This is a genomic window from Pseudomonas sp. LAIL14HWK12:I1, assembly GCF_003202095.1.
GTDB lineage: Bacteria > Pseudomonadota > Gammaproteobacteria > Pseudomonadales > Pseudomonadaceae > Aquipseudomonas > Aquipseudomonas monteilii.
In genome coordinates this window covers 203,973-219,684 of the sequence record NZ_QJKG01000005.1, presented here as the reverse complement: position 1 = coordinate 219,684, position 15,712 = coordinate 203,973, and the positions used below count along the sequence as shown (strand labels likewise).

Sequence of the window (15,712 nt, the reverse complement as noted above, 5' to 3'; positions counted from 1 at the left end):
GTTGTTCGTCATTAAAAGTTAGGGGTGGGTTTTATTGGGCGATAAGTGCCAATTCTTTGTCGATGATGTGTTTCTTCGCTGTTTGGCTCATGACGCGGTGGTGAGCAGCAGCGGACATCTTGTTGAACAGCTCTGGAGAGCTGACAACTCTCTTGATGCCATCGGCCATCCCTTGTGCATCGTCTGCACCTGCAAGAATGCCGCAGTCATCGCTCACGAACTCTGGAATGGCTGTAACACCGTTGGTGATTGAAATGAGTCCGGATGACATCGCTTCGTCGCGAGAAACACCTTGGGCATCCATGCGAGTTGGGCACAGGAACATCCCGTATTCTTTATGCAATGCCGCGATTTGGTTGTGCTTCAAGAAGCCTCGTTCGATAGTGACGTTTGAGAGCCCCTTAAGTGGTTCCAAGGTTTCTTCGAAAAGTGCACCGTCGCCGATCATTCGGAACTCCATTTTTTCAAAAAATGGCTCTTTCGAAAGCAGTTTGATTGCAGCGACGCTTAGGTCATTTGCGTATTTTGCTGACGCGTAAGGGCGGATGGAAAGCACCTTGAAGCGCTGGCTTTCAGGCTTTTTCTTGTAATTAAAAATGTCGGTATCAATAGGGTTATGGATGATCTCGTAGCTCTCCTCCGGAATCCGGAAGCCCACGTCCTCCATCACTTCCTCTGCAAAATAGCGAGATACGAACACGAGTTTCAGGTTTGCAGGCATGTGCTTCAGCGTCTCACGCCAGAATGTCATGCGTTTTTCGCTCTCGACTTTTGCCAGCGCCAATTGATGTTCATCCGAGTAGTTGTACTCGCGACGCCACCAAGGCTGTATCTCCGCGCCGTGTACCCATACCACAACTTTGACCAGATGAGTGAAGCGCTTGAGCACTTCCCACATGTCTGGATCCAGAAAGTGCACCAGCACGCTCTTGTACTGACCACTTTCAAGCATCTTGGCGAGCGTAGCCTGACACCCGGTTACAACGTCCAAATTCTGGAACTCGTGATAGCTGACAGCCTCGTTTTTGCGCAAGCGGAAGATGTCGACGTTCAGGTTCTGTTCCCGATATGCCATTACTCGGCTGTGCACAAAGCCGTTGCGATATAGGTCGTCATATGCCGGGTAATGGTTGGTGACAACCAGGTGTTGCGAACGGCCCAGCATCTCCGAAGGTTGAAGGTTGCGGTGGCCAAGCACCAGAGCATTGATCTCGGTGCTACCGGAAGCGTAGGCACGCAGACCGAAGCGCACAAAGGCGGCTTCAGGCGGAACCTCGGAGGTCTGGTTACGGTTGGCATGCTGCATCACATGGCTGATCCGCTGCTTCTCGGTATCGAGGAACAACACAACCAATTGCAGGTTCAGGCCAGGCGCGCAGTCCAAGTACAGCTTGAGCTTTCGATCCTGGATATTCAGCTGGTCCAGGCTGACTTCATTCAGCGCATACACATATTCATGCTTGCCATCTGCCAGCTTGGAGTTCACGCGCCAGTTATCCACATCGACGACCAGATCGAGGAACTTGTTGTGCTTGACTCCGAACATCTCGGCCAAGGCGCGGCCAGAGATTTCCGGTGAGTCGTGGCTGACTTTCAGAGGTGCAATAGCCTGTGCGCGAGCCTGCAGTTGGTCGATGGTCATGCCGAGGTTAAGCTTCAGGTCGTCAACCTTGGCACTGATGTGCTCGCGCTGTGCCGCACCTTTCTCACAATAGTTGAATGGGTCGATAGCAAGGCCTTGTTCGTGTGCGTACTCCAGCGACGGCAGGTCCTTCAACCAGCCAAGTAATGGCTGGCTGGCAATGATCTCGGTTGCCACCAACGAGCGCCTTGCGCTCAGCGACTGAGCTGGACGGTATGCCATTTCAGTCGACTGCAGCTCGGCATCTTGCCCTTGGCAAGTGAAGTGAGCAGCTTTACCAACCACTTGTGCACGGCTGTAGCGCGTAGCCAACGCCAAGTCCAGCAGGTAGTTAGGGCCGTAGTAGTCGCCCGGTACAAACGCGGCGACCCACGGGGTATTGCCAACCAGCTCGCCAAGGCTAGATTTCTTCAGTTGAGCTGGTTTGAGTACCACAATACGAGGGTCATCACTGACGATGCTGCTCTGATAGGCATCGGTGATGATGACCATGCGCACTTGGCTGTAGGTCTGACGGTTCAGGTGGGCACGCAGCATGTCGAACTGCTGACGATCTTGTGCTTCGCCAACGACCACGATTTCCGGCAGGCGCTGAGCCTTCACGGTGCCAGTGACTTTGCTGAGCACGTATTCCAGGCGCTGGGTGTAGGTGTGCTCTTGCATCACTTTACGCAGGGCGGCGAGCTTCAACTTGTCACTGTTGAGTGGGTCTTCGGCCAGCAGCTGCAGGCGGCGCAGCATTTCTTCGCCGTTATCGGTGGTGACTACCAAGTCACCGAACAGCAGGCGCACGCCGCGTGAGAAGTTGCTGACGGTGATGGTGTTGCAGCCCAGCAGCTCGAACACCCTACGTGCGAACATCGATTGCGACTGCTTGATCGAGTTCAGGTTGATCGCGTAGCGATAGCCTTTGTAAGCCGTGTCGATTTTTTCGAAGGGCAGGGTGCCGACGATATACGGCTGGTATTCCTCGGGGAACTGGTAGTTGGCGTCGTTCTTGCCGAAGTTGCGGTCGAAAATTTCCAGTGGGCGGAACTTAGGCAGCTCGCATACGAAGTTGCCCAGGTCGCGGGTACGCTCTGGGTAGCGGGCGTAGTAGGCGCCGGCGAAACAGAATGCGTCTTTGCGCTCGTACAGCTCGATCGGGTTGTGCAGCGCTGGCTGGCAAGCGAACGGCAGCAGGTAAACACGGTCGTGACCGAGCGCACCTTTATAGCGGTGAATGCAGTCGATGTCAGTGGTGAACACGTGGTCGAACTGCTTGGCGGTGGTCAGGAAGGTTTCGAAGTGAACCGGGTCTTCCTTGTTCCAGAATACGGTGGGTACCTTGTTCTGACGGCACCAGTTCAGGATGTCCTGCAGCTCTTGGCTGTTGTGGCCAACTTTGCTCCCCCACAACTCATCCTTGCCACGCCAGGCAGACTCGATGAACAGCAGCTCAGGACGGAAACCTTCCAGCTCTGCTTTCCAGTTGGCAGGTGTGAGTTGCATCAGGTCACATTCGTAGCGGTAGGAGCCGAAGGTGAACTCATCCATTACACATGCCACTTTCAGGCGGCTTGCAGGTTGGTCGGCTTGGCGCAGCAGGATAGAGCGGCTCTGCTCGCTGGTAGGCAGGGCTTCAGGCAATTTCAGGTAGTTCTCATCCTGAATGACCGGCGCAGGAGGCAGCAGGGCCTTCATTGGTTCGTTGGCGATGCGCTTCTGTTCATTCTGCTGGCGTTGCTGGTTGGCCTTGCGGTACAGGCGCAGCAGGCGCACAGGCAGCCTGACCAGGCCGCCCAGGGAGCTGGCGCTGTTCTTGATCTGATAGCCCAGCTGGTAGGTCATGCTGGTGCGCGTTTTGACCAGACGCTGCTCTGCAAGGTGACGCTGTGTATTGGCTCTCTCCAGATTGGCATTGAGCTCATCGATCTTGCGCTGCTGCGCCGCGCTGCGCTGTAGCAGCTGATTGAGATTGGCCTTCAGTTGAGGGATCTGCTCAGTGCTGACAGTGCGGTACTTCATGTTGGCCGCACCCAAGCCTGCTTTTGAGGAGTTGAGCTCATTCTCCAGTTGCATGCGCAAGCCTTGCCATTGCTCATTGGTGGCCGCCAGGCTCGCTTCTGCTGCCTGACGGCTGGCGGTTTCGAGCATCAACTGTTCGACCAGTGCGTCCTTGGCCTGATTCAGCGAGGCGATCGTCTCAGCTTGTTCAGCCAGCGCTTCTTGCGCTTGGGCGTTGGCCTGGGTCAGTGATTGCACCTGCTCTTCGATGCCATTGCGCAGTTCCACCAGTGTATTGATGGTGTTCGCCTGGGCCGCATGCTCGCGCTCGCCACGTGCTAGTGTTTCGCTCACTTCCATCAACTGACTTTCCAGTTCAGTCTGGCGGTTTTGCAGTGCGGTTACTGTTTCCGCGTGGGCTGCATAAGCCTGTTTCGTCGCTTGGCGCTGATTACCCAGATCGGCTTCCAGTTCAGCTTGACGTGCTTTCAACAGGGCAATGGTTTCGGCCTGCGCAGCGTCGGCCCGCTGGGTTTGGGCCTGCAATTCGTTCATATACTCCAACTCGCTTTCAAGTTCGGCTTCCAGTTCCGCTTGGCGCTTGCGTAGCGTGGCGATGCATTCGTCTTTCTCGGCAATATCCTGGCTGCTCTCGGATTGCAGGATGCTCAATGCCTGTTTCTGATTCTCTAGCGCGGTCTCCATCGCCGTTTGGAGTTCGCGCAAGCTTGCAATGGTATTGATGTGATCCGTGTTGGCTTCGAGCGTCTTGTCTCTTGACTCGACAGCGGTGCCTAACAACGCATCCAGTTCTTCGACACGGGATTGCAGTGACGAAATGGTTTCCAGGCGGGCTGCATCGGCTAGCCCGGCTTGTTCGCGCAGTTCAGTCATTGCCTGTGCCTGGCCTTCCAGTTCAGCTTCCAAAGCTGCTTGGTGCGCGCGCAGGGCAGTGATTGTTTCTATATGGCCGGTGTTCGTCTGTTCAGCGTGAGTCTGCAGTTCAGCCCGACGTTCTAATTCGGCTTGCAGCTCTACTTGTTGTGCCTGCAGGGCTGCAATAGTGCTCTCATGTGCTGCATTCGACTCATCTGCTTTGGCCTGGGTACTGGCTAAAGCCTGCTGCTGGTTTTCGAGGGCTGCCTGCAGCGCGGCCTGCTGCGCGCGCAGAGCAGTGATGGTGTCTACATGGCCTGCGTTGGTCTGTTCGGCCTGCGACTGCAGTTCATCTGCAGCTTGTCGCTGATTTTCCAGTTTGGCTTGCAAGGCAGCCTGCTGCGCTCGGAGCATCGTAATGGTTTCTATGTGACCATCGTTGAGCTGCTGAGCCTGGACAAGCTGTTCAGATAGCACTTCAAGCTGGCTTTCCAGCTCGTTACGCTGCTTTTGAAGGCTTGATACGGTTTCGTTCAGTGCCGCATTGTCAGCCTGGCCTTTGGCTTGAAGCTCGGTCACCTGCAGAAGCTGGCTTTCCAGTGCGTCGTGTTGAGCCTGCAATGCTTCAATCTTTGTCGACTCGTTGGCTGCCAGCGCTTCTGCGGCCGCCCGTTGCTGGTCTGTGGCCAACAATTGCTCTTCCAGAGAAAGCAGTGACTGCTGCAGCGAGTCCAGTTCTTGATCCCGTTGTCCCTGAGCTTCTTCAAGCACTGCGATCTGTTGTTGCAGCTGGGCATACTGTTCTGCAGTCGCGAGGCATTTTTCATTGGCCTCACCCAGTTGGGACTTGAGCGAATCCAGCTCTGCGTTCAGTTCCTGGATGCTACGGGCGCTGGCTTCGAGAGCTTCCTGGTTCGTTTGCTCTAGAGAGACGATATGCGCGTCGCGATCTTGAAGCTGGCGAGTCAGAGCCTCGACCTTCTGAGCTTCAGGCTTCAGCAGGGAGAGCTGTTCAGTGGCCAGACGATACTTTCTGTTGGCGTCGTCCAGGCGCTCCTTGATCTCCTCAAGTTCTTGCACCCGCTTTGCCTTGGCATCGAGAATTTCGCGGTTGGCCTGCTGCAACGTCGCAATATCCGTGTCACGCGTTTGCAGTTGCTTGGCGAGCGCTTCAGCTTTCTGCGCTTCAGGCCTCAGTTGAGCAATCTGCTCAGTGGCGCTGCGGTACTTCTTGTTTGCCTCTTCCAGACGCTTGCCGATGTCGCCGAGGTTTCCGCGCAGTGTGCGCTCAATAGACTCAAATGCCTTTTCGAGCTCGCGTACTCGATCAACAGTAAGCGAGTCGATGGTCCCCGGCTTATGCGCTTCGTTCTTGACGGCCACAATCCCCAGCCACTTGCCCAGCATCTTCACTTCGATGATCTGCAAATGCTCGGCCAGCAGCCGGAACGGTTCCATCAGGTAGAACGTGTGCTTGTGGTCAATGAAGTCATTGACCCCGAACGGTACGGTGATCACCAGCCGGCCACCCTGCTTGAGCAGGTCGTAGGCCTTTTCGACGAACAGCTCCGGGCGTACCAGGTGTTCGAGCACTTCGCTGATGACAACGGTGTCCGGTTCAACCTCGAGCGTATCCAGCGCGAGGAAGTCTGAATTGATATACGTGACGTTTTGCTGGATGTGGGCAGGCTCCGCAGACAGGTAACCCTTGGCCTCTTCGATGGCCTGCGGGCTGGTGTCCACACCGGTGACCTGGCAACCCTCACGCGCCAGCAGCAGGGGCACGATGCCCTGCGAGCAGCCCACATCCAGGATCCGGCGCCCTTTGACCTGGGCGCAGATCCAGTGGATGCGGGACTGCGTTTCGCGCATGAACTGATCCCCCAGCTTGCCGTAGTAGGCTTCCATCACGCGGTCATGAATATCGGCCAAAGGTGAAGGCAGCTCTGTGTTCACGGTAGGTTTCTCAAGCGTGGGGTTGTTCATGCGGTTGGGTCCATCAGGCCTGGGTAACGCCAGCGGCGTCGATCACAAAGGCCGCGTCGCGTACGTTGAAGGTGCCGCGGAATTCGCGGTGCTTCACCAGCAGCACGTGGATGTCGGCGCTGTCCTGGGCAAAGTCGAATTCCACATGCTCGTGGCGCGCCAGGCGCTGCGGCAGGGCTTCGATGTTCGGCTCGACCAGTTGCAGGGTGGCTTCCAGCTCGTTGCCCAGGCGCTCGGCGATGCTCAGGGCCGGGCTTTCGCGCAGGTCGTCGATGTCGGCCTTGAAGGCCAGGCCGTAGCAAGCGATTTTCACTTGCTGGGCCGACTTGCCCGGGTTTTTGATCAGGAAGTTGGCCAGGGCCATCTTGACCTTGTCGATCACCCACTCAGGTTTGCTGTCGTTGACCACACGGGCAGTGCGGATCAAGCGAGCCTGCTCTGGGGTCTGGCTGACGATGAACCATGGGTCTACCGCGATGCAGTGGCCGCCAACACCCGGGCCAGGCTGCAGAATGTTGACGCGTGGGTGGTGGTTGGCCAGGCGAATCAGCTCCCACACGTCGATGTCCAACTTGTCGCAGATGATCGACAGTTCGTTGGCGAAGGCAATGTTCACGTCACGGAAGCTGTTTTCGGTCAGCTTGCACATTTCGGCAGTGCGGGCATTGGTGACGATGCACTCGCCTTCAACGAAGGTGCGGTACAGGCGTACAGCCGCTTCCGAGCACTTCTTGGTCATGCCGCCGATGATGCGGTCGTTTTCTACCAGCTCGCGCAGCACGTGGCCTGGCAGTACGCGCTCAGGGCAGTGGGCAATGCGGATGTCGGAGGCTTCGCCGTGGGTTTGCGGGAAGCTCAGGTCCGGGCGGGCTTGTGCCAGCCAGAAGGCCATCTGCTCGGTGGCACCGACCGGGGAGGTGGACTCCAGGATGACCAGGTCGCCTTTTTTCAGCACGGGCGCGATGGCCTTGCTGGCGGACTCGATGTAGCTCAGGTCCGGCTGGTGGTCATCCATGAACGGGGTCGGCACGGCGATCAGGAAGGCGTCGGCAGCTTCTGGCACGGTGGAGGCGCGCAGGTAGCCTTCGGTTACGGCAGCGTGAACCACCATGTCCAGCTCAGGCTCGACGATGTGGATTTCGCCACGGTTGATGGTGTCGACCGCGTGCTGGTTCACATCGATACCGATCACGTGCTTTTTGCGGGCGGCGAAAACGGCGGCGGTTGGCAGGCCGATGTAGCCCAGGCCTACGACGGAAATCTTGTTGAAGCTCATGCTGCGTCCTTGGAGTTAGAGAATGCGGAAAGTGCGTCGAGGATTCGCGCGCACGCTTTTCCATCGCCGTAGGGGTTGTGGGCGAAGCTCATCTCGCGGTAGGTCGCATCGTCGGTGAGCAGTTTTGCCAGGTTCTCGGTGATCGATTCCACGTCGGTACCCACCAGCTTGACGGTGCCGGCAGCCACGGCTTCCGGGCGCTCGGTGGTGTCACGCATGACCAGTACCGGCTTGCCCAGGGCAGGGGCTTCTTCCTGGATGCCGCCGGAGTCGGTGAGGATCAGGTACGAGCGGGTCATCAGGTACACGAACGGCAGGTAGTCCAGCGGTTCGATCAGGTGGATGTTGTTGACGTCGGCCAGCAGGCGGTTCACCGGTTCGCGCACGTTCGGGTTGAGGTGCACCGGGTAGACGATATCCACGTCAGGGAATTGACGCGCGGTGTCTACCAGCGCCTGGCAGATGCGCTCGAAGCCGCCACCAAAGTTTTCGCGGCGGTGGCCCGTGACCAGCACCATGCGGCGTTCAGGGTTCAGGAAGCTGAACTGGGCTTCGAACTGGTTTTTCAGGGCCGGGCTTTCCAGCTTGCGGACGACTTCCAGCAGCGCGTCGATCACCGTGTTGCCGGTGGTGTAGATGGTCGCGGCGTCAGTGCCTTCACGCAGCAGGTTGTCCTGCGAGGTGGAGGTTGGCGCGAAGTGCAGGGCGGCCAGGGCGCCGGTCAGGCGGCGGTTGCCTTCTTCCGGCCATGGCGAGTACAGGTTGCCGGTGCGCAGGCCTGCTTCCACGTGGGCGATCGGAATCTGCTGGTAGTAGGCGGCCAGGCTGGTGGCCAGCGTTGTAGCGGTGTCGCCGTGCACCAGCACCACGTCGGGCTTGAACTCGGCCAGCACAGGCTTCAGGCCCTGCAAAATGGCAGTGGTCACGTCGGTCAGGTCCTGGCCTGGCTTCATGATGTTCAAGTCGTAGTCGGGCGTGATCTCGAACAGCTCCAGTACCTGGTCAAGCATCTGACGGTGCTGGCCGGTTACGCAGACGCGCGACTCGAAACGGTCGTCCTGGGCAAGGTTGAGGGCCAGTGGTGCCATTTTGATGGCTTCTGGGCGGGTGCCAAATACGATGAGGGTCTTGAGGGACACGGCGACGGTCTTCTGTGTATTGAGTGAAGGCGGTTGGAACGAATGCTAAACGCGAGGATCCGGGTGTTGCTCAGGTCGGCCGAGGGGGGCCTGGCTGGCGCGGCACGACAGAAATCGGGCAGGGCCAGTGGGGGAGAGGTGAAAAAAAATTCATTCTGCTCGGATCCTTCAAGCGAAGCGGTTGTCCTATGGCCGCGAATTTATCATTTTGTCATCAATATGGCATCCCGTCTGGCACGTTTTTTTCCCCTGATCAAGGGCATTTGCCTCTAACTATCGAGAGATTGGATCCGATTTCGATTATATGTATCGGATAAAACGATTGTTTGATCCCATACAGGCATCATGCCAACGAAGTCAATATAACTATCGTATGCGACGAACGGGTGGGAGCCTTGTCCGGCAAGGCTTGTAGGAAAAACAACAGCTTTTGGTCTGAATGAAAGCCAGGTTAAACGGGAATTTACCTAGCGGCGATTTGCCATCGCTTTTTTTTCATGAAGTTAACTCGAAACATGGCTTAACGCCATCATTTTTGGGTGGTCGAAGTTGGTTTTTTTAATGTTTGATTCGGTAACGATTAACCACGCCAAGAGCCTGTCTGCAAAGTGGCAGAACCGCTAGGGTTGATTGCGCAGCCGAAGGAAAACGGCTGCTGGAAAATGACCAACCCAAGGAGTGTTCACTCATGCGTAATAACGTTCTGTCGTACCTGCTGCTGCCGCTGTTCGCCAGCCTGTCGTTCTCCCTTAGCGCGGCACCTGCCAGTGCCACGGCGGTGCCAGAGCCGGTGCCGGTTGTGGCCCAGATGCAGGCGCAAGAGGCGCCACGGCTGGACCTGAACAAGGCTGATGCACTGACCTTGCAGAAGGAGCTGAACGGCATCGGGAAGGCCAAGGCCGAGGCCATCGTGGCCTACCGTGAGGCCAATGGGCCATTCGCTTCGGTGGATGAGCTGCTGGAGATAAAAGGGATCGGGAATGCGTTGCTGGAGCGCAACCGGGATAAGGTGATGGTGGAGTAAGGGGGGCGGCAAGCGCTGCTTTGCAGCCCTTGGCGGCATAAGGCCGCTCCTGCGATCACCACTTTCGTATTCGAGTGGGTGATTTATGCAGGGGCGGCTTTTTATATCGAGAGGGCAAGGCTACTGGTAATAAAAATGCAATAAAACAATGATTTAGCCATTGCTTTTGCGGGCGTCAAAAAAATGCCCGTCATCATGGTTTTTAACCCGTTGCTTTAACCTTTTACCGGTCCTGCGCATCCTTCGCATCCGCTTCGGCATTGCGCTCATGCACCTTGCGCAATTGTTCTTCGGTGAGGGGCAGTTTTTTTGCCGTGTCGCGCAGCATCATCAGGCCACCGACGATGGAGCCGAGGGCTATGATGAGGATCAGCCAGGCATACCAGGGCATTGTCGTTCTCCTTAAACGGGGGGAGCATTGCTTGTACGAAATTTGAGCAGTAGCCCGTTCCATTGGTTCAATTATAGGAGCCAGCCACCGCCGGGCCAATTCCGTGCCCCGTGGGCCCCAAAGCCTGCGTCACTTCGTTTACAATGCGCGCCGTTTTCGACTTGCCAAGAGACCCTGCCCATGTCCGCCTGCCAGACGCCCCTGATCGTCGCCCTGGATTTCCCTACCCGTGAGGCCGCCCTGAAGCTGGCTGACCAGCTTGACCCTGCGCTGTGCCGGGTGAAGGTTGGCAAGGAGCTGTTCACCAGCAGCGCTTCGGGCATTGTCGAAACCCTGTGCGACAAGGGCTTCGAAGTGTTCCTGGACCTCAAGTTCCACGACATTCCCAACACCACCGCCATGGCGGTCAAGGCAGCCGCCGAGATGGGTGTATGGATGGTGAACGTGCATTGCTCCGGTGGCCTGCGCATGATGGCCGCCTGCCGTGAAGAACTGGCCAAGCGCAGCGGCCCACAGCCATTGCTGATTGGCGTGACCGTGCTGACCAGCATGGAGCGTGAAGACCTGGCCGGTATCGGCCTGGATATCGACCCGCAAGAGCAGGTGCTGCGCCTGGCGGCATTGGCGCAGAAGGCTGGCATGGACGGTTTGGTGTGCTCGGCGCTGGAGGCCCCGGCGCTGAAGGCTGCGCACCCGTCGTTGCAACTGGTGACCCCGGGTATTCGCCCAGCAGGCAGTGCGCAGGATGACCAGCGCCGTATCCTCACCCCGCGTCAGGCGCTGGATGCAGGGTCTGATTACCTGGTGATCGGCCGGCCGATCAGCCAAGCGGCAGACCCGGCGCAAGCGCTGGCTGCGGTGGTGGCGGAGATTCGCGGGTAAGTAGCCTGTGTGTCACAGAAAGGCCCGCACCTGTGTGCTGGCCTTTTTTATTGGCCGCCGACAGGGTTTGCCCCCCTCATCGGCAGCCGCGGTCAGATTACGACGCGCACTGGCTTGAACAGCCTGAGCAAGTAGATCGGTACCCATGTCAGCAGAAACACAGCCACTGCCAGCAACGGTATCAACCACGCCAGCGAATGCCCCTCGATCAGCGGACCATAAAGGAGGCTGGCCCGGTTCATGATGAACACGTGCAAGCAGTACAGCCCCAACGTGCAACCTGACAGCTCGGCCAGCAGCTTGCTGTGCTGTACCAGTTGGCCACCCAGCGCAAGCAGCAGGCGAAAAGCAAAGATGGCGGCCAGCACCACCAACGGAGATACGTAGGAATAGAAAATCTGGTTGGGCACGCCTTGCAGCATGGACATGGCATGCGTGGCGGCGGCGGTCAGAAGGCCGCTGATGGCGAATCCGCCCAGATTTACCCAGTTGTTGCCTGGGCCGTGCTGGCGAATCTGTTCAAACACATAAGCCCCCAGAAACGCGTAGCCCGCATACCCCATGAACGAAAACAGCTCATAGGTATGCACCATGTTGGCCAGCGCCGGGCTGAACTGTGCGGCGGTGGGCAGCAGGCAACTGATCACCAGCCACAGGCTCAGGAACACCCGCTTTTCCTGCAGCCCGCAATGTTGGTAGACCTTGGCCATGAACGGCATGAACAGGTAGATGCCGATGATCGCGTACAGGTACCAGAGGTGATAGTAGACAGGGCCGTGGAGCATGGCCACTGCCGCTTGCCACATGCTGCCGTACCCGGTGCCCAGAGTAGTCCGCCACAGCGCATAGAACACCGACCAGAAGAGCAGCGGCGGCAGTATGCGCACAAAGCGTTTCTGGTAGAACGTGATTGCACCCTCTGCCCGGTCAAGCAGCAGGGCGCCAGACAGCATCAGGAACAGGGGGACGCAAGACCTGACCAGGGAGTTGTAGATGTTGGAGGACATCCAGTTGTCATCCAGTTGCATTGCCCCGGCTGATGCGATGTGAAGCAGTATCACCATGAAACAGGCGGCGATCCTGCAAAAGTCGAGTCCGGCATTCAAGGGATGCTGCATGGGTTGCCCACCTTATCGCTGCCCTGCGTAATGGGTGTCTGTGGATGCCTGAATGTAGGGCGGGCGGGGGAAACTGCAAGCGGCGAAAGTGCCACAACCGGGGGCTGACACCCGGTTTCAGAGCCTGCGCCGCTCCTGCAGGGGGCGGCGCAGGCTTTTCCAGCGTTAGACCTTCAGCACCAACTTGCCAAAGTTCTCCCCACTGAACAGCTTCAACAGTGTCTCGGGGAACGTCTCCAGCCCCTCCACCACATCCTCCTTGCTCTTCACCTGCCCACTAGCCAGCCACCCGGCAATTTCCAGCGCGGCCTTGCCGTAATCCTTGCTGTAATCCATCACAACAAAGCCTTCCATGCGCGCACGGTTCACCAGCAGCGACAGGTAGTTGGCCGGGCCTTTTACGGCCTCTTTGTTGTTGTACTGGCTGATGGCGCCGCAAATCACGATACGGGCCTTGTAGTTGATGCGGGTCAGCACGGCATCGAGGATGTCGCCGCCCACGTTGTCGAAGTACACGTCCACACCTTTGGGGCATTCACGTTTCAGGCCGGCCAGCACGTCTTCGGCTTTGTAGTCGATCACCCCGTCGAAGCCCAGTTCGTCCTTCAGGTACTGGCATTTCTGGGCGCCGCCGGCAATACCGACCACACGGCAGCCTTTGACCTTGGCGATCTGCCCGACAATGCTGCCCACCGCACCGGCCGCGCCGGAAATGACCACGGTGTCGCCGGCCTTGGGCTGGCCTACGTCCAGCAGGGCGAAATAGGCGGTCATGCCGGTCATGCCCAGTGCCGACAGGTAGCGGGGCAGGGGCGCCAGGTTGGGGTCGATCTTGTGCAGGCCCTGGGGTTCGCCGGTGAAGTAGTCCTGCACGCCAAGGGCGCCGCTTACATGGTCGCCCGGCTTGAAGGCGGGGTGGTTGGAGGCGACCACCTCACCCACGCCCAGGGCACGCATCACCTGGCCCAGGGCCACCGGCGGGATGTAAGACTTGCCTTCGTTCATCCAGCCGCGCATGGCCGGGTCCAGGGAGAGGTACAGGTTGCGCACCAGCACCTGGCCTTCGCCGGGTTGTTCGGTGGGTACGCTCTCGAAGTTGAAGTCATCACGGCGCACAGCGCCGACCGGGCGTTTGGCGAGCAGGAAACGGCGGTTGGTCTGGGTCATGGCGGGTCCTTGTGGGCTGTGGAGGGAGTCAGGCGTTCAATCTACCTTGTTGATGTAGGTAGGTCCGTAACATCACTGACAAGCATGGTAGCCCAACCGTTGGTGTGATGATGCTGCCCGGCCCTGACGTGGCTGACTATGCTCTGCACCCCAGCCAACCCTCACAGGAGCACGCGATGAGCATGACCTTTTCTGGCCAGGTGGCCCTGGTTACCGGCGCCGCCGCCGGTATCGGCCGGGCAACTGCCCTGGCTTTCGCCCGTGAGGGCCTGAAAGTGGTGGTAGCCGACCTCGACCCGGTTGGCGGCGAAGCCACCGTGGCGCTGATCCACGCGGTGGGCGGCGACGGGCTGTTCATTGCCTGCGACGTTACCCGCGACGCCGAGGTGCGTCAGTTGCATGAGCGGCTGATTGCCGCTTACGGCCGGCTGGACTACGCCTACAACAATGCCGGCATCGAGATAGAGCAAAACCGCCTGGCCGAGGGTAGCGAGGCCGAGTTCGATGCCATCATGGGCGTGAATGTGAAGGGCGTGTGGTTGTGCATGAAATACCAGCTGCCCTTGTTGCTGGCCCAGGGCGGTGGGGTAATCGTCAATACCGCTTCGGTGGCGGGATTGGGGGCGGCGCCGAAGATGAGCATTTACAGTGCCAGCAAGCATGCGGTGATTGGCCTGACCAAGTCGGCGGCCATCGAGTACGCGAAGAAGGGCATCCGCGTGAACGCCGTTTGCCCGGCAGTGATCGACACCGACATGTTCCGCCGTGCCTACGAGGCTGACCCGCGCAAGGCCGAGTTCGCCGCCGCCATGCACCCGGTGGGGCGGATCGGCAAGGTCGAGGAAATTGCCAGCGCCGTGTTGTACCTGTGCAGCGACGGCGCGGCGTTTACCACCGGGCATTGCCTGACAGTGGATGGTGGGGCGACGGCGATCTGAGCCGATCTGTGCCTGGCAGCGCCGTTGATTACCACGGCGAGGCCAGCAGCCTGGCTGCGTATCAATGTCGCTTACGGGCAGGATTCCCGCGTTCAGGCTTTCCTCTGGCATGCAGGGCGACCCCTGCCAAGCTGAAAACGACACGCTCATAGCTATTTGACACTATTCTGACGCCAGGCCCTTGTTCATCGGTTGGCAACGTTGCCACCCTTGGCCCTCGGGATAACCTTACACGCAGAAGGGGAGTCGGCGATGGGCGCGAGCAAGCACGGTGTGCTGGCCAACCTGGGCATGGCCCGCAAACTCGGCTTGGGCTTTGCCCTGGTGCTGGTACTTACCCTGGCAGTGGCGGCCATCGGCATTGCTGCCTTGCACAGCGTTGGCCAGCGCTTCGACAGTTTGCGCCAGTTGGCGCAGTTCAATACCGACCTGCTGCGCTTGCGCCAGCACGAGCAGGCGTTTGCCTTGCGCTCCGACATCCAGCAGGCCGAGGCTTTGCGCAACGGCCTCCAGGGCCTTGCCGAGCGCGCCCGTGGCTTGCCGTCGCTGGCGGCGGCGCAAAGCGACCTGACAGCCTACGGCCAGGCTTTCGAGGCCTTTGTGGAGGCCGTGCAGGCCAAGGAGCTGGCACTGGACATGGCCAGCTGGTCGGTGTCCAGCGTGGCCAATAACCTCGATGTGCTGCAGGCCGGCCTGGCCGATGACGGTGTCTACACCCTCAAACAGTCCCAGGGCCAGCAGGGCGGCGAGTTTCTGGAGCAGGCTGCGCAGGTGGCGCAGGTGTCGCGGTTGATGTTGCAGGCCATGGACGAAGCACGGGTACGCCTGGAAAAAAGCCGCAAAGGCGAAGAGGGCGTAAGCCAGGAGCGTATTGCCCAGACAGTGGAGGCCGCCAGCCTGGTAGGCCAGTTGCAGGGTACGGTCAGTGATGCCGGCTACCAGAGTGTATTGGGCGAGGTGGCGGGGCACATTGGCAGCTTCTCGGAAAAACTCAACGAATACACCGACCAGCTGGCCCGTGAGCAGGGGCTCAAAGCCCAGTTGCAAGCCAGCGCCGAGCAAGTCACCGGTCGGGTCGACCAGGCTTATCTGGGCCAGGAGCAGGTGCTGCAGGGTGAGCTGCAGCGCAATGCCATAGCTATTGGCCTGGCCACGGCGTTGGCGCTGGTTGTCGGCTTGCTGGCAGCCTGGCTGATTACCCGTGCGGTCGTCGGCCCGCTCAAGCATGTGATCGCCCGTGCCCAGCGCATTGCCGCTGGCGAGTTGGGGTTCGACGCCCAGGCGCCG

The 15,712-nt window shown here is 58.9% G+C and carries 9 protein-coding genes and 1 pseudogene; 4 read left to right on the top strand and 6 right to left on the bottom strand.

Going from position 1 to position 15,712, the window contains the following annotated elements; genetic code table 11:
* Positions 1–31: 31 nt before the first annotated feature.
* The 3 genes from D906_RS14995 to wecB are packed head-to-tail and all read right to left on the bottom strand — an operon-like array spanning position 32 to position 8,905.
* Complete coding sequence (locus D906_RS14995) at positions 32–6,490, bottom strand: glycosyltransferase (RefSeq protein WP_027615886.1); 6,459 nt, start codon at positions 6,488–6,490, stop codon at positions 32–34.
* Between the two features lie 13 nt (positions 6,491–6,503).
* Complete coding sequence (wecC, locus tag D906_RS14990) at positions 6,504–7,766, bottom strand: UDP-N-acetyl-D-mannosamine dehydrogenase (protein WP_019096948.1); 1,263 nt, start codon at positions 7,764–7,766, stop codon at positions 6,504–6,506.
* Complete coding sequence (wecB, locus tag D906_RS14985) at positions 7,763–8,905, bottom strand: non-hydrolyzing UDP-N-acetylglucosamine 2-epimerase (RefSeq protein WP_019096947.1); 1,143 nt, start codon at positions 8,903–8,905, stop codon at positions 7,763–7,765. Before wecB ends, wecC begins: the two co-directional genes overlap by 4 nt.
* Positions 8,906–9,593: 688 nt before the next feature.
* On the opposite strand from wecB, the gene D906_RS14980 reads away from it, so the two are divergent.
* A complete protein-coding gene (locus tag D906_RS14980; protein ID WP_016715053.1) occupies positions 9,594–9,929 on the top strand; it encodes a ComEA family DNA-binding protein in 336 nt (111 codons plus the stop codon).
* 223 nt (positions 9,930–10,152) lie between these two features.
* Here D906_RS14980 and D906_RS14975 read toward each other — a convergent pair whose 3' ends face one another.
* Complete coding sequence (locus D906_RS14975; RefSeq protein WP_003252762.1) at positions 10,153–10,320, bottom strand: DUF2897 family protein; 168 nt, start codon at positions 10,318–10,320, stop codon at positions 10,153–10,155.
* 180 nt (positions 10,321–10,500) lie between these two features.
* Between D906_RS14975 and pyrF the strand changes: the two genes are divergently transcribed.
* Positions 10,501–11,202, top strand: coding sequence for an orotidine-5'-phosphate decarboxylase (gene pyrF / locus D906_RS14970; RefSeq protein WP_019096946.1), 702 nt, complete (start codon positions 10,501–10,503; stop codon positions 11,200–11,202).
* A gap of 92 nt (positions 11,203–11,294) precedes the next feature.
* Here pyrF and D906_RS14965 read toward each other — a convergent pair whose 3' ends face one another.
* Both D906_RS14965 and D906_RS14960 read right to left on the bottom strand, forming a co-directional pair.
* Positions 11,295–12,320, bottom strand: a complete 1,026-nt coding sequence (locus D906_RS14965) for an acyltransferase (protein ID WP_081741899.1) — start codon at positions 12,318–12,320, stop codon at positions 11,295–11,297.
* Positions 12,321–12,485: 165 nt separating this feature from the next.
* The gene (locus D906_RS14960) at positions 12,486–13,487 is read right to left on the bottom strand and encodes an NADP-dependent oxidoreductase (protein ID WP_019096945.1); all 1,002 of its coding nucleotides are present in this window, start codon (positions 13,485–13,487) and stop codon (positions 12,486–12,488) included.
* Positions 13,488–13,663: 176 nt separating this feature from the next.
* On the opposite strand from D906_RS14960, the gene D906_RS14955 reads away from it, so the two are divergent.
* Positions 13,664–14,425, top strand: coding sequence for an SDR family oxidoreductase (locus tag D906_RS14955; RefSeq protein WP_027615884.1), 762 nt, complete (start codon positions 13,664–13,666; stop codon positions 14,423–14,425).
* Between the two features lie 252 nt (positions 14,426–14,677).
* Positions 14,678–15,709: pseudogene (locus tag D906_RS27045) on the top strand (methyl-accepting chemotaxis protein); the annotation flags it as partial.
* Positions 15,710–15,712: the final 3 nt, after the last annotated feature.

Bases quoted from the DNA above. Each gene is read 5' to 3' on its own strand.
- D906_RS14975 (WP_003252762.1), bottom strand. From the start codon at position 10,320: ATGCCCTGGTATGCCTGGCTGATCCTCATCATAGCCCTCGGCTCCATC.
- D906_RS14995 (WP_027615886.1), bottom strand. From the start codon at position 6,490: ATGAACAACCCCACGCTTGAGAAACCTACCGTGAACACAGAGCTGCCT.
- D906_RS14965 (WP_081741899.1), bottom strand. From the start codon at position 12,320: ATGCAGCATCCCTTGAATGCCGGACTCGACTTTTGCAGGATCGCCGCC.
- wecC (WP_019096948.1), bottom strand. From the start codon at position 7,766: ATGAGCTTCAACAAGATTTCCGTCGTAGGCCTGGGCTACATCGGCCTG.
- D906_RS14980 (WP_016715053.1), top strand. From the start codon at position 9,594: ATGCGTAATAACGTTCTGTCGTACCTGCTGCTGCCGCTGTTCGCCAGC.
- D906_RS14955 (WP_027615884.1), top strand. From the start codon at position 13,664: ATGAGCATGACCTTTTCTGGCCAGGTGGCCCTGGTTACCGGCGCCGCC.
- pyrF (WP_019096946.1), top strand. From the start codon at position 10,501: ATGTCCGCCTGCCAGACGCCCCTGATCGTCGCCCTGGATTTCCCTACC.
- D906_RS14960 (WP_019096945.1), bottom strand. From the start codon at position 13,487: ATGACCCAGACCAACCGCCGTTTCCTGCTCGCCAAACGCCCGGTCGGC.